12 protein-coding genes are annotated in these 14,163 nt (G+C 67.9%); 3 read left to right on the top strand and 9 right to left on the bottom strand.

All coding sequences use genetic code 11. From position 1 onward, the window contains the following. The 4 genes from MLJ35_RS04980 to MLJ35_RS04965 form a co-directional block, all read right to left on the bottom strand. Positions 1–1,182 carry an SCP2 sterol-binding domain-containing protein gene (locus MLJ35_RS04980; RefSeq protein ID WP_243383311.1) on the bottom strand — a complete coding sequence of 394 codons (1,182 nt, stop codon included), beginning with the start codon at positions 1,180–1,182 and terminating at the stop codon, positions 1–3. Positions 1,183–1,355: 173 nt separating this feature from the next. Further along, positions 1,356–2,672 carry a M56 family metallopeptidase gene (locus MLJ35_RS04975; protein ID WP_243383310.1) on the bottom strand — a complete coding sequence of 439 codons (1,317 nt, stop codon included), beginning with the start codon at positions 2,670–2,672 and terminating at the stop codon, positions 1,356–1,358. Then, positions 2,669–3,055, bottom strand: coding sequence for a BlaI/MecI/CopY family transcriptional regulator (locus MLJ35_RS04970; RefSeq protein WP_243383308.1), 387 nt, complete (start codon positions 3,053–3,055; stop codon positions 2,669–2,671). The genes MLJ35_RS04975 and MLJ35_RS04970 overlap by 4 nt, the downstream gene beginning before the upstream one ends. Positions 3,056–3,138: 83 nt before the next feature. Then, a complete protein-coding gene (locus MLJ35_RS04965; protein ID WP_243383307.1) occupies positions 3,139–4,302 on the bottom strand; it encodes a vWA domain-containing protein in 1,164 nt (387 codons plus the stop codon). A 131-nt stretch (positions 4,303–4,433) separates the two neighbouring features. On the opposite strand from MLJ35_RS04965, the gene MLJ35_RS04960 reads away from it, so the two are divergent. Both MLJ35_RS04960 and MLJ35_RS04955 read left to right on the top strand, forming a co-directional pair. Further along, on the top strand, positions 4,434–5,930 hold the full coding sequence (locus MLJ35_RS04960; RefSeq protein WP_243321189.1) for a Ppx/GppA phosphatase family protein: 1,497 nt from the start codon (positions 4,434–4,436) through the stop codon (positions 5,928–5,930). A 7-nt stretch (positions 5,931–5,937) separates the two neighbouring features. After that, positions 5,938–7,137 (top strand): LeuA family protein, encoded by a 1,200-nt coding sequence (locus MLJ35_RS04955; RefSeq protein WP_243321187.1) that lies wholly within the window; start codon positions 5,938–5,940, stop codon positions 7,135–7,137. Here the strand turns inward: MLJ35_RS04955 and MLJ35_RS04950 are convergent. The 5 genes from MLJ35_RS04950 to MLJ35_RS04930 form a co-directional block, all read right to left on the bottom strand. Then, positions 7,106–8,398, bottom strand: coding sequence for an NAD(P)/FAD-dependent oxidoreductase (locus MLJ35_RS04950; RefSeq protein ID WP_243383301.1), 1,293 nt, complete (start codon positions 8,396–8,398; stop codon positions 7,106–7,108). The two genes, MLJ35_RS04955 and MLJ35_RS04950, sit on opposite strands and share 32 nt — an antisense overlap. 6 nt (positions 8,399–8,404) lie before the next feature. Further along, the gene (locus tag MLJ35_RS04945) at positions 8,405–8,713 is read right to left on the bottom strand and encodes a cupin domain-containing protein (RefSeq protein WP_243383296.1); all 309 of its coding nucleotides are present in this window, start codon (positions 8,711–8,713) and stop codon (positions 8,405–8,407) included. Positions 8,714–8,737: 24 nt separating this feature from the next. Then, positions 8,738–11,026: a nitric-oxide reductase large subunit gene (locus MLJ35_RS04940; RefSeq protein WP_243383295.1), complete on the bottom strand. Its 2,289-nt coding sequence runs from the start codon at positions 11,024–11,026 to the stop codon at positions 8,738–8,740. Between the two features lie 141 nt (positions 11,027–11,167). Beyond that, on the bottom strand, positions 11,168–11,839 hold the full coding sequence (locus tag MLJ35_RS04935) for a biotin--[acetyl-CoA-carboxylase] ligase (protein ID WP_243383293.1): 672 nt from the start codon (positions 11,837–11,839) through the stop codon (positions 11,168–11,170). Between the two features lies 1 nt (position 11,840). Beyond that, on the bottom strand, positions 11,841–12,635 hold the full coding sequence (locus tag MLJ35_RS04930) for a type III pantothenate kinase (RefSeq protein ID WP_243383287.1): 795 nt from the start codon (positions 12,633–12,635) through the stop codon (positions 11,841–11,843). 109 nt (positions 12,636–12,744) lie between these two features. Between MLJ35_RS04930 and MLJ35_RS04925 the strand changes: the two genes are divergently transcribed. Then, complete coding sequence (locus MLJ35_RS04925) at positions 12,745–14,115, top strand: tryptophanase (protein WP_243383286.1); 1,371 nt, start codon at positions 12,745–12,747, stop codon at positions 14,113–14,115. The last annotated feature ends 48 nt before the right edge of the window (positions 14,116–14,163 follow it).

Below are 14,163 nucleotides of genomic sequence, written 5' to 3'. Positions count from 1 at the left end.
TCAAGCTTCAGGGCGCTTGAAGCTCTTCGCGACCTTCTGCATGAGCAGAGGGTCACCCTCGATCTGGATCTTGCCGGTCATGAAAGCCTCCTGGGCGTTCAGCGTTCCGGTGCTCATGGCAATGAAGTCGTCGGCCTTGGCTTTCAGGAGCGTATCACAGGGTTTCATCAGCCGGGGGAACACCATGCAGGCCCCATTCCGGATGAAAAGCGTGTAGCCCAGGTCATCAATCTGATAACCCACGGCCGCTTCAAGATCTCCGGCTTTTTCGGCGTTGAAACGCTCAGGCATGGATTCCAGGAGCGCCTCCGCCGGGTTCACGGCCGCCTCGAAGTGGGCCGTGTAGGACGCCACCTGGCTCACGTCCCCCTTCACCGTGATGGCGCCGCCCAGAAGGGCCGCCACCAGGTTCAGCTTGCCGACGTTGAGGGCCGCGAAGTCCGCGTCGGAGATGCCCAGGGCCGCGCCGCCCTCCACCTCTCCCGGCCGCACGGAGAGCCCTTCCGGGCTGAAGTCCAGGCGGTAGGGCACGCCGTCCACCTTCACTTCCATGGTGCCGGTGGCGCCGCCCTTGTAGCGCTTGCGGAGCGTGGCCAGGGCCTTGCCGCCGGGCGTGTCCGGGAAGGTGATCTCCGGCTCCTGCGACCAGGCCTTCCAGGCCTTGCGAAGGATGGCCATGTCACCGGAGAACCGGAGCTGGCCGCCCAGCAGGGCCGGCCCGGGGTCCGAGATGCCGCAGACCAGGGCGCGCACGGCCGCGTCGTCGCCGGCCACTTCGGCGCCATCACCCCAGGTGTCGCCGCCCACGGTCACCTTCATCCCGGCCCCGGCCAGCGCGAGCCGCGCGGGCACCAGGTCCTTCAGGGGCTTCACCGGACCGCTCTCCTTCTGGGGCTTCTTGAAGAACTTCGGGAATTTCTGGAGCAGGCCCAGGTCGCCGGTACCCTTGAGCTTGCCGGTCATGAAGGCTTGCATGGGATCGAGCTTGCCTTCGTTCAGCGCGATCCAGTCCTCGGCGCCGATCACCACCACGGAGGTGGCATCCGGCTTCGCCTCGCGGGCCAGGGAGAACACACCGTTGTCGATGCGGCAGGTGTAGTCGCCACCGCCCTCGCCCGTCACCTGGTAGTAGACGGAGACTGTGAGTCCCTGTGCCTTCTCAGGCAGGAAGAGTTCAGGCATGAGCGTAAAGATGCCATCCACCGTCAAAGCCATTTGATCACCTCGGAATGTGGGATCGAGCATGGCCGGGGGCTTGAACTTCATGCAACGGTTACCAGAGGTCAAGCTCCGCCATGCCTTTATCCCGATGCAAAAGGGGCCGGATGGCCCCCTTTGCGTCCTGGCGAAAAACCTCACCTCAGACGGAATGGCATGGTGAGCTTGAAGCGGGCAGCGACGGGCCTGCCCTTCACCCTGGCGGGTTCGAATTCCCAGGTCCTGGCATAGCCCACGGCGCAGGCATGCAGCTCGGGCGGCCCCGAGATGGCTTTGGCGCCCTGCACCTTGCCCTGGGCATCGATGGTAACGACCACCACGACGGTGCCCTGAATGCGCTGGGCCTTGGCTTCGGGCGGATAGGCAGGCGCATCGGGCTGATGCTTGACCTTGATCCTCTTCCAGTCCATCTCCACGGGATCCGAGGCCGCGAGTGCGGACTTCGGGGCGTTGGTGGCGGACAGCGTGGTGAGGCCGAGGACCGCCGCCAGCAGGAGGGCGGGGATGAGCGCGGCCATGGGTGAGGCCGCGGGGTGGGTGGGATGGGGGCGCAGCAGACGCTGGATTCGGAGCATGAGATGACCTCCACTGGCCGCGGGGGCCAGATCGGGAATCAGGTTCGATCGGGATCGGAGTTCCTCCAGCCCGACGAGGGCGGAGGCGTAGAGGATCGGATCGCCGCAGGCGCGCACGGCCGCATCATCGCAACAGTGCTCGCGCTCCTGGCGGATGCGCCGGGAGAGCCACCAGACGGCGGGGTGGTAGAACAGCACAGCCTCCGCGAGGGTCTGGGCCAGGTTCGCGAGAAAGTCCCCGCGGCGGACGTGGGCCAGTTCGTGGGCCAGCAAGGCATCCAGCGCCTCTGGAGGGAGGGACAGGAAGGCCGCGGCGGGGACCAGCACCACGGGTTTCAGCCAGCCCAGCACCACGAGCGAATCCACCCGGTCGGACAACCCGAGGCGGACTGGGACCCGCACGCGCGCGCTGACCCTCAGAGCCTCGAATCGCCTCGGCCATCCGGCGGGCGGCGGCTGGAGGCTGCTAAGGCAGGGCCCGTAGAGCCAAGCCATGGCATGCCCCATCCGCACGAGCCGGAGGCTGAATCCCAGGACCCATGCCAGGAACAGCCAGGGAATCCAGGGAGCGAGCGTGGCATGCAGCCGGGCCATCCATCCTCCGAGGCCGCCTCCCTCGCCCATGGGGGCGATCAAGACAGGATCGGCGGTGGACAGAGGGTCGCCACCGGCCGAGATCCACACCAGGGTTCCCGCGAAGGCGAGGACCAGCAGGCCGAGGGTGACGAACGCGATGGCGTACCGGAGTTCAGCGGAACGGCGCCGCGCCAGCCGGAGCGCCACCGCCGCCAGCAGGGCCAGCAGCGCGCCGTGCCATAGGCTGTGGAGCAAGGCCCAGCCCACGGCCTGTAGCCAAGGGAAGGAGGATAGGTCGATCATCGGACCCTCCCTTTGGCGTCATTCAACAGCTTGCGGATGTCCTCCAGCTCCTCGGCCGAGGCGGGCTCGGCTTCGAGGGCCTGGAGGACGAGTTCCCGGCGGCTGCCCGCGAAGGCCTTCTGCAGAAGCTCCTTCAACAAGCAGCGCTGGGTTTCAGCTTCCCCCTGGAGGGCCTGGTAGGTGTGGGAACGCGCGCGTTCGTCCCGGGCCACCAGGCCCTTCTCCACCATGATCTGCATGAGCTTCAGCACGGTGGTGTAGCCCATGTCCCGGTCCTTCGAGAGCTCGGTGTGCACGTCCCGAACCGTCGAGGTTCCCCGCGACCACAGGACCCTGAGGATGGCGAGCTCGCCATCGGAAGGGCGGATGGGCGTGGTGGACATGGGGCCTCCAGGAGATCTGGAGACAACATACGAATCGATTCGTAAGATGTCAACGAATCGATTCGTACTATTTTGGGGAGGTTCTACCGGAGAGTCGGCACCAGGAGCTTCACGCCCTTCCGGGTGGTTTCGATGTCGAGGGGCAATGCCTTCCCCGGAACCGAGTCCTCATTCCACTGCAGCAGGTATCTGGTTCCGAACATCTGAATGCCCTGCCCGAAGCGGGCTTCCACCCCATTGCCCAGGGGGAAGGCATAGCCCCCCGTGGCTGGTGCGACGGACCCCACGTGCCCCATGACATTCTGGCCCGCGCCCGCGACGGAATAGACCGTCACCCCAGTGGCCGCTGCCTTGGCCTTCAGCGACGCCTGCAGGAGGGTCATGTCCCTCGTGGCGAGGGTCGCGGATTCCGCGGGTCCGCCTGCGTCTCCCCGCTCGCGTCGGAAGGACTGGGTCATGGCCCGCTTCACCATGGGGTGGGTCATGTCATCCATCTCGCAGCGCGAGAATACGACCAGATGCTTTTGGCCCGGCACCGCCGCCACAAGGTCGAGGATCGACTCGAGGGCCTTGGATTCCCTGCCGATGGTCGCCAGCATGCCGGTCACGAAGGACGGGTTGTTGAGGTTGAGCCGATCGAGGACGTTGACCCCACGCTGGTCCGTCGTTCCGCGGGCCCATCCCGGCGCTCCGCCCCGGAACCGGGCCAGCACCGCGTTCAGGGTATCCTGGCCGGCATCACCATCCGACACGTCCGCGAAGTCCGTCTTGAACCCCGCCCCCTGGAGGGTTTCCTTCGGGGTACCGATCAGACTTTCAGGCAGGAGGTCCGGAACCTTGGCCATCGCCTCGGCCCAGCTGGCCCGGTTGACCGAGAAGCCCGGCATGAGGGATTCCAGCGAGTCCTTGCCCCGGGCTACGATCAGGACGCGGTCACCGAGCGGGACCTTCGTCAGGAAATCCGCCGCAGCCAGGAAGGCCGTGGTCCGGTGCCCCGTATCCCGGATGGGCTCGAACACGAGGATCCAGGACTGGGGAGCCTCCGCTGTCTGGGCCGGTGTTTTCAGCTGAACGATGGGCCTGGCCTTGCCATCCACCCGCACCTTGAAATCCTCGGCCTTGAGATCGGCCACCACGCCCCCACGCTCGTCGAGAGCCAGCACCCAGGCCTGCGTCCTGGCCGGGACAGGCTGACCTGCGACCAGAGCCGCCCCTAGGGTCAATCCGAGGTACCAACGGTGGAACATTTGAGGCTCCTGATTTGGGGATGAATGGATCTTCATTAGATCACGGCGGTGCAGGCCGCAATCAAACTGGAGATGCGTCCCATCCCCAAGAATCTTTTGGTCGTGATGGCGGCACAGACCACAATCGTTCCATGCGGATCGCGGCCGTGGACGTTGGGTCGAACTCCATCCATCTGGTGGTGGTGGAGGCGGACCCCATGGGCGGGCAGCAGATCCTGGCCCGGGAGAAGGCCATGGTGCGGCTGGCCCGGGGCGAAGCGACCTCCGGCGAGATCGGGGCCGAGGCCTTCCAGGCGGGCCTCGACGCCCTGGCCCAGATGGCAAGAATCATCCGCGGCTTCGAGTGCGAGACCGTCATGGCTTGCGGCACGGCGGCCCTGCGGGACGCGAAGAACGCCCAGGCCTTCCTCATGGAGGCGGAGAAGCTGGGCATCTCCATCCAGGTGATCTCCGGCGAGGAGGAGGCCCGGCTCATCCACCAGGCGGTCTCCCATGCCATCCCCTTCCCCCTGGAGCCCGTGGCCCTGGTGGACATCGGCGGAGGCAGCACGGAGCTGACCTGGGTGCAGGCGGGGCGCGTGGCGGCCAGCATCTCCCTGCCCTGGGGCCTCCAGCGGCTGGCGGATGCCGCCCGGACCTCGGACCCTCCGTCCGCCCACGACCTCAAGCAGCTCCGGAAGATGATCCGCCGCATCCTGAAGAAGGCCCGCAAGGACCTGCCCACCGAGCTGCCCGAGCCCACGCTCCTTCTCGGCACCTCCGGCACGCTGGAGGACCTCGCCCGGGGCTCGGACGACGGCCTGGGCTTCACGGCGGAGCAGCTCCGCGCCTACGCCCTGAAGCTCTGGCGGGCGGACGCGCAGCAGCGCATCGACCGCCTGGGCGTGGATCCCAAGCGGGCCGAGGTGCTGCACGTGGGCGCCATCTGGGCCCTGTCCCTGATGGAGTGGCTGGGCACGCCGCCCCTGCGCCACCTCGCGGTGGGCCTGCGGGAGGGCATGATCTGGGAGGCCCTCCAGCATGGCGGCGCGGCCATCCCTCCCCTGTCGGACCGCCGCCGGGCTTCCATCGAACAGCTGGCGGCGCGGCTGGACCCCGATCCCGGCCACAGCCGCCAGGTGGCCCGGCTGGCGGACCAGCTCTTCCTGGCACTCCAACCGCAATTCGAGCTGGGCGACACCGAACGCCAGTGGCTCGCCTTCGCGGCGCGCCTCCACGACATCGGCTTCTCCCTCTCCGAGAAGAACCACCACAAGCACGGCGAATACCTGGTGCGGAACGCCACCCTTCCCGGCTTCTGGCCCGAAGAGATCGACCTCATGGCCCAGGTGGTGCGCTTCCACCGGGGCAAGCCGCCCCACCATGCCAAGCACGAGGCCTTCCGCGCCCTGCCGCCCTGGCGCCGCCAGGTCGTGCGCAAGCTGGCGGCCCTCCTACGAGGGGCCGACGCCCTTGACCGCCGCCGCCGGCAGGCAGTGCGGGATCTTTCCGTGGTCATCGACGACGAGTCGCTGAAGGTGCGGTTGGACGCCATCGGTGACGCGGATCCCGAGATGGAGGCCTTCCGGGAGAAATCCGCTCTCCTGGCCACCTTGCTGGACCGCAGGATCGAAGTCACCGTAGGCTGATTCCTCCATGACCCTCGACGAGCTGATCAACGACTGGAACGGACCGCTGGCGGGAGGCCGCGTTCCGGTCCTGCTGGACGAGACCCTGCGCGACGGGCTCCAGAGCCCCTCGGTGCGGGATCCCGACATCGCCGCCAAGCGCGACCTCATCCATCGCCTGGCCCGCCTGGGCGTGGACGCGGTGGACCTGGGCATGCCCGGCGCCGGCCCCAAGGCCCTGGCGGCGGTGCGGGCCCTCATGGTGGAGATCCGCGACCACCGCCTTCCCCTCCGCCCGCAGGTGGCGGTACGGACCATGGAAGCGGACCTGGCCCAGGTCGCCGAGATCCAGCAGCGCGTCGGCACCGCGCTGGAGGCCGGTGCCTTCCTGGGCTCCAGCCCCATCCGCATGGACGTGGAAGGTTGGGACCTGGCCTTCCTTGTGGACATGGCACGGAAGGCCGCCGCTTTCTGCCGCCGCCATGAGGTGCCCCTGATGATGGTGACGGAGGACAGCACCCGGGCTCGGCCGGACGTCCTGAAGGCCATCTACGGGGCCGCTCTGGAAGAAGGCGCCCAGTCCATCTGCCTGTCGGACACCTGCGGCCATGCCACGCCCGATGGCGCCCGGCGCCTGGTGCGCTTCATCAAGGACGAAGTCGTCAAGGACCGCTCCGTGCGCATCGACTGGCACGGCCATAACGACCGGGGCCTGGGCGTCGCCAACGCCATCGCCGCATTCGAGGCCGGTTCGGACCGCCTGCACGGCACGATCCTGGGCATCGGCGAACGCTGCGGCAACGTGGCCCTGGACCAGCTCATGATCAACCTCCACCTCATGGGCTTCCCCAAGGGGGACCTCTCGGACCTGCCAGCCCTGGCGGAGCGCGTGGCGGAGCTGTGCGACGTGGAGATCCCGGCCAACTATCCCGTGCTGGGCCGCGATGCCTTCCGCACGGGCACGGGCGTGCACGCGGCGGCCATCGTGAAGGCACTCCACCGTGGCGACGTGGAGCTGGCGGACACGGTCTATTCCGGCGTCCCTGCCGCCCTGGTGGGCCGCCGCCAGGAGATCGAGATCGGCCCCATGGCCGGCCACAGCAACGTGGTCTACTGGCTGGAGCTCAACGGCTACGACCCCAGCCCCGACCGGGTGGAGCGCATCCTCCAGGCCGCCAAGAACAGCCCGCGGATCCTCAGTGAAGGGGAGATCCGGGCGGTGCTGTAGAAGCCCTCCTTCCGACGATGAGCCGGGCCCGGGGCTGGGTCGTGAGGTAGGCCCAAAGCCACTCGAAGAAGACGAACACGCGGCTGCGGAAATCCACGAGCAGCATGAGGTGGATGAAGAGCCAGGCCAGCCACGCCGGGTAGCCCGTGAAGCTCAGGCCGCCCACACGGGCGACGGCGCGGCCGCGGCCCAGGGTCGCCATGCTGCCCTTGTCCCGGTAGCGGAAGGGCCGCCGGGGCTGGCCCGCCAGGGTGGCCAGCAGGTTGGCTGCGGCCCATTCCCCTTGCTGGATGGCCACGGGCGCCACGCCGGGCAGCGGGCCCCCGGTGCCGTGGGTGAAGGCCGCCAGGTCGCCCACCGCGAAGACCTCGGGATGGCCCGGGAGGCTCAAGTCCGGCTCCACGATCACCCGCCCGAGACGATCCACGGGAACACCGAGGCCCGCGCCCAGGGGCACCGCCGACACGCCCGCGGCCCACAGTACGGTCCGCGTGGGGATGCGCTCCCCGCCCAGCTGGACGGCCCGCTCATCGATGCCCGTTATGGGCTGGCCCAGGCGCACCTCCACGCCGATGCGCTCCAGGCTCTCCACGGCCTTCTCGGACAGCCCGGAACCCAGATTGGCCAGGATGGCCGGTCCCGCCTCCACCAGGATGACCCGGGCGCGATCCGTGCGGATGCGCCGGAACTCCCGCGGCAGGGTCAGCCGGGCCATCTCCTTCAGCGTGCCGGCCAGCTCCACGCCCGTGGGGCCGCCCCCGACGACGACGAAGGTCAGCCACTCGCGGCGGAGATCCGGGTCCTCCTCCTGCTCCGCCTGCTCGAAGCTGAGCAGGAAGCGCCGGCGGATCTCCAGGGCGTCCTCCAGGGTCTTGAGACCAGGGGCCAGGCTCGCCCAGGCATCCCGTCCGAAGTACGAGCTGCGGGACCCCGCCGCGAGGATGAGGAAGTCATAGGACAGGCCCCTCCCGTCCGCCAGGAGGACCCGGCGGGCGTACAGGTCCACGGAAACGACCTCCCCGAGCACCACCTCGGCGTTGTCCTGCTCGCGGAGGATGTGGCGGATGGGGGCGGCGATGTCCGCCGGCGAGAGGGTGGCCGAGGCCACCTGGTAGAGGAGGGGCTGGAACAGGTGGTGGTTCTGGCGGTCCACCAGCACGACGTGCACCGGGGCTTCAGCGAGGGCCCGGGCGGCCCGCAGCCCCCCGAACCCACCGCCGACGATGAGGACCGTGGGCCGGTCGAATCCCTGATCCGCCACCGGCCTTCAATCCCGCATGTGCGTCACGAGGACGTAGGAGGACTCGATTCCCGTGAGGGCGTGGGGCTGGTCCTTGTCGAAGACCACCCGGTCGCCAGGGGCCATGGGAATCCAGGTATCGCCCTTGAGCACCTCGATCCGCCCGGTCAGAAGTTGGGCGGTGGCGACGTAGGGGGCCTTGTGGGGGGCGATCTTCACCCCGCCGGGCAGGGCCACGAGCACGACTTTGACGCCGTGCTCCACGTCGATGAGCGGCAGGGTGGCCCGCTGCGATTCGGGCATGGGCAGGGCTTCCTGGAGGTCCGTGATGGGCATGGGGATCCTTTCGCCGCGGCCAGTTCAGGCCGCATCTTTCGGTTCGGGAGAGAACACCAGCCGCAGGGTGGCGTAGGCGATGGGCAACGCGCCCGCGAGCAGGAAGACCGTGTCGGCCACGATGCGGATCCATTCCAACGTGTGGAAGGCACCGCCCATGAGGTAGTCCAGGCGGCGGGCGTGCCAGTAGCCATGGGAGAGCACATCCCAGAGCTGGATGACGCCGCCGGGGAACAGGTCCAGGAGCAGCATCAGGCCCAGTCCGACGTTGAGCCCCCAGAAGCCGAAGCGGATCGCCGGTTCCACGCGCTCCCAGGCCCGGTCGCCTTTCAGCTCCCGCAGGCAGAACACGAGCACGGCCAGGGCCAGCATCCCGAAGACGCCGAACATGGCGGCGTGGCCGTGGTTGGCCGTGAGGGTGGTGCCGATCTCGAAGTAGGACACGATGGGCAGGTTGATGAGGAAGCCGAAGACGCCCGCACCCACGAAGTTCCATACGCCCACGGCGATGAGGAACTTGATGGCCCAGCGCTGTCGCGCCGCCAGGGGCTTGCCGCAGTCCTCACAGTTCTTGTCCTGCAGGCGGATGAAGTCCCAGGCATCGAGCGTCAGCAGCGTGAGCGGCACCACTTCCAGGGCCGAGAAGCTGGCCGCCAGGCCCATGTTCAGGGTCCCCTGCCCCGTGAAGTACCAGTGGTGGCCAATGCCCATGATGCCGCCGGCCAGGTAGAGGATGGCGTCGAGGTACACCAGTCGGGTGGCGGACTTCGCCGTGACGAGGCCCAGCTGGTAGAACATCACCGCCACCAGCACCGTGGCGAAGAGCTCGAAGAAGCCTTCCACCCAGAGGTGGATGATCCAGAAGCGCCAGTTGTCGATGACGGCGAAGTTGGTGCGGGGCCCGTAGAACAGGGCTGGAACATAGAAGAGCGGGATGGCGATGGCCGCGTAGAGGAAGAGGGTGGGCAGCTCCCCCTGCTCGCCGCCCTTCATGGCCGGGCGCAGCGCCCGGAACATGAGGAAGAGCCAGAAGATGAGCCCCACGGCCAGCAGCAGCTGCCAGAAGCGGCCCAGGTCGAGGTATTCGCTTCCCTGATGGCCGAGCCAGAACCACAGGCCGCCCAGGTAGCCGTTGATCCCCGCGAACTCGCCGAACAAGCTGCCGAAGACCACGAGGGCCAGGGCGCCCAGAAGCAGGAGGGCGCCGGCCTTCTGGCCTTTGGGCTCGGCCCCTCCCACGAGCGGCGCCAGGAAGAGGCCGCCGCCCACCCAGGCCGTGGCGATCCAGAAGATGGCCAGCTGCAGGTGCCAGGTCCGCGCCAGGTTGTAGGGCAGGATGCGAGCCAGGTCGAAGCCGTAGAAGCCCCCCGGTTCGACGCGGTAGTGCGCCAGAACCCCTCCCAGGGCCGCCTGGCCCAGGAACAGCAGGGCCACCACGGCGAAGAAGAGGCCCACGGCCTTCTGGCTGGGCGTGAGGGTCCAGGCGTGGAGCCGGCCCTCCTTCGCGTGCTTCCAGCCCGCCTCGCCGCCCCAGCCCAGGTAATCGAACTTCCCGAAGATGAAGAGAATGAGGCCCAGGCCGCCCAGCAGGGCGATGAGGCTCATGGCGCTCCACAGGTAGGTCGAGGCCGTGGGCGTGTTGCCCACCAGCGGCTCGTAGGGCCAGTTGTTGGTGTAGGAGTAGTCCTTACCGGGACGCGGCGCCACCGTGGCCCAGGTGGCCCAGGCGAAGTAGGCCGTCAGGTTCCGCAGCTCCCCCTCGTCCTGAATGAACTTCGCAGGCAGGCCCACCGCAGGCTTGTCACCGGAGAAGTAGGCCTTCCATTCGGCCGTCTGGGTCCGATATGCCGTGGTCTCGGCCTCGGTGAAGCGGAGGGTGTCGCTGCCCGGGTCGTAGCGGTTCTGCTTGGTCTGGGAGGCCAGCAGACCACTGACTTCCAGGGCCTGGGCCGGGTCCAGGTCCCTGAAGGCCTTGCCGTACCTGGCCTGGGCGAGAACGTCCCGCCCGATCTCCGCCTGCCGATGCAGATACTCAGCCGTGTAGTCAGGGCCCAGGTAGGCGCCGTGGCCCCAGAGGGTGCCGTGCTCCATGAGGCCGTATTTCAGGAAGACCTCCTGGCCGTCCTTGATGTCCTCGCCCGTGAAGAGGACATGGCCCGCTCCGTCCACGACGCGCGCTGGAATCGGGGGCGCGCCGGCGTAGGTCTTGGCCGTGACCCAGATCAGTAGGCTGAAGCCGAAGATCATCACGAGGATGACGGCCTGGCGCCAGCGGGGGGAGAGGGGTGTGGAATCCTGGTGGGAACCGCTCATGGCGCGCATCTCCTTGGTGGATTCGGAAAAACCCATCAAACAGTGCGCTTGAACGACACAATGCTCAAGAAGAATTCGGACACGGGGGTTCGAAACCAGGCGCCTGCCTTCTTTCCAGGCTTTTTCACCTGATGGACCGCCCTACCCCAGCCCCGTGACCTCGCCCGCGCTGAGGCGCCGGATGCCCTCCGCCGTAGCCACCTTCAGACGGCCGTCCGACTCCCAGCCCAGGCACGTGCCCTGCCCGTCCTCCCAACGGATGGGGATGCCGGCTTCGGGCCAGCGGAAAGGTGGTTGAGAGTCCTGCGCTAAATCCATCCATGATTTGGCGATATTAACTGCCAATTCATGGACTGGCCGAAGCTCCAGACCCAGGTCGCGCAGGCAGGCGGGGGGGAAGGCCCGACCGGGAATCTCTGGAGCGGCGGTCAGGTTCACACCCAGGCCAAGAATCAGCCGGCCGCCGATCTGCTCGCCAAGGATGCCACCCACCTTCACCAGACGACCCGCTTTCCAGGCCACGAGATCGTTGGGCCACTTCAGGCCCAGGAGACTGCCCTCGGGATCCAGCACCTGCGCAGCAGCGGCCATCGCACGCTGGAGCACCAGGCCCGGCGCCACCCCCGCGGAGGCGGGCAGCGCCACCGACAGCCAGAGCCCGGCTCCCGCGGGGCTTTCCCAGCGGTTGCCCTGGCGACCCCGGCCTTCAGTCTGAAGGTCCGCCAGCACCGCGCAAAAACCCAGATGCGGGTGCCGCCGCAGAAAGGCCTGGGTGGAATCCACCGAGGCCAGGCGGATCAGGGGCAGGTCCACGCTACTTCCGGCTGCCCTGGTTGCGGAGCCAGAGGATGCGCAGGCCGTCCAGGGTGAGGTCAGGCGCCTCCAGGCGGATGTGCCGGGTATGGGGCCCGATCACCTTCGCCAGCCCGCCCGTGGACACCACCTTGGCCTCCGGGCACTCGGCCAGCAGGCGGTCCAGGATGCCATCCACCATGCCCACGTAGCCGTAGAAGATGCCGGCCTGCATGGCCTGGACGGTGTTGCGGCCCACCAGCCGATCGGGCTCGGCCACCTCCACCCTGGGCAGGCGGCTGGCCCGCTGGAAGAGCGCGTCGGCGCTGATCTTCAGGCCCGGGCAGATGAGGCCGCCCAGGTACTCCCGCTTGGCGTTCACCACATCGAAGGTGGTGGCCGTGCCGAAGTCCACGACGATGACCGGCGCCCCATAGGCCTCGATGGCCGCCACCGCGTTCACCAGCCGGTCGGCGCCCAGTTCCGCGGGGTTGTCGATGAGGACCTTCACGCCGGTCTTCACCCCCGGCTCCACGTAGAAAGCGTCCACCCCGAAGTAGACCGAGGACAGGCTCATGAGGATGGGGTGCAGGGGCGGCACCACGCAGGAGATGGCCACATGCTTGATCTGGCGGGCCTCGATGCCCTGGTGGCGCATGAGGGCCAGGGCCGAGACGCCGTACTCGTCCACGGTGCGCTCACGGCTGGTGGCCAGGCGCCAGGAGCAGACCAGCGGGGAGTCGGGTCCCTTTGACAGATCGTAGATCCCCAGCACCACGTTGGTGTTACCCACATCGACGGCCAACAGAAGACTCATGCGCGCTCCGAACCATCTAGGATCGCCGGAGCCGCCCGCCCCCGCCAGCCCCTTGTGATGCCAATCCTCCGCGCCTCCATTACCCTGGGGGGTCTGCCCGGAGTCCACCATGCCCCGCACCCTGATCGAGCCGTTCCGCATCAAGTCCGTGGAACCCATCCGCATGACCTCGCCCCAGGAGCGGCTGGAGCTCCTGGAGGCCGCCAAGCTGAACGTGTTCAAGCTGCGGGCCGAGGACGTGCTGCTGGATTGGCTGACGGATTCCGGGACCGGCGCCATGAGCTCCGCCCAGTGGGGGGCCATCATGGTGGGCGATGAGAGCTACGCCGGTGCCCGCAGCTTCTTCCGGCTCGAGGCCGTGCTCCAAGACATCACGGGCATGACCCACTTCGTCCCCACCCATCAGGGACGTGCCGCGGAGAAGGTGCTCTTCACGGCCGTGTGCAAGAAGGGCGACCTGGTGCCCAACAACTGCCACTTCGACACCACCCGGGCCAACCTCGAGTACAACGGCGTCGAGGCGGTGGATCTGGTGATCCCCGAGGGCCTCCAGCCGAGCCGCATCCACCCCTTCAAGGGCAACATCGACCTGGAGCGCGTGGAGGAGGCGCTGAAGAAGGACGGCCACCGCATCCCCTTCGGCATGATCACCGTCACCAACAACACCGGCGGCGGCCAGCCGGTGTCCATGGCGAACCTACGGGCCTACGCCGCCCTCCTGAAGAAGTACGGCAAGCCCCTCATCATGGACGTCTGCCGGTTCGCCGAGAACGCCATGTTCATCAAGCTCCGTGAGGACGGCTACCAGAACACCCCCATCAAGGCCATCTGCCAGGAGATGTTCAGCTACGCCGACGGCTGCACCATGAGCGCCAAGAAGGACGGCATGGTGAACATCGGCGGCTTCATCATGCTGCGCAGCGACGAGTGGCTGGATCCCGTGCGGAACATGCTCATCCTCACGGAGGGCTTCCCCACCTACGGCGGCCTGGCCGGCCGCGACCTGGAGGCCCTGGCCGTGGGCCTGGAGGAGGGCATGGAGGAGTCCTACCTGCGCTACCGCCTGCGCACGGCGGAATACCTGGGCGAGAAGCTGGAGGCGGCCGGCGTGGGCTTCGTGAAGCCCACGGGCGGCCATGCCGTCTACATCGACGCCAAGACCGTGCTGCCGGACATGCCCGTGCAGCACTACCCGGCCTGGGCCCTCTGCAATGCCCTCTACCTGGAAGGCGGCATCCGCGGCGTGGAGATCGGCTCCGTCATGTTCGGCAAACACCTGGACGACGGCACCGAGACCTACCACAGCATGGAGCTGGTCCGCCTGGCCTTCCCGCGCCGCATGTACACCCAGAGCCACTTCGACTTCGCCGCGGAGGTCATCGCCGAGGTCAAGGCCAAGGCCAAGGAGATCCGGGGCGTGAAGATCGTCAAGCAGAGCAAGTACCTGCGGCACTTCACGGCGGAGATGGCCTGGGCCTAGGATTCCAGGAGTCTTCCGCGCAGTCGCGGGGATTCTTCGCTAGCATGG

It is taken from the genome of Geothrix alkalitolerans (assembly GCF_022808885.1).
GTDB lineage: Bacteria > Acidobacteriota > Holophagae > Holophagales > Holophagaceae > Geothrix > Geothrix alkalitolerans.
Note: the sequence above shows the minus strand (reverse complement) of the source record. Positions and strands in the feature narration are given on the sequence as shown.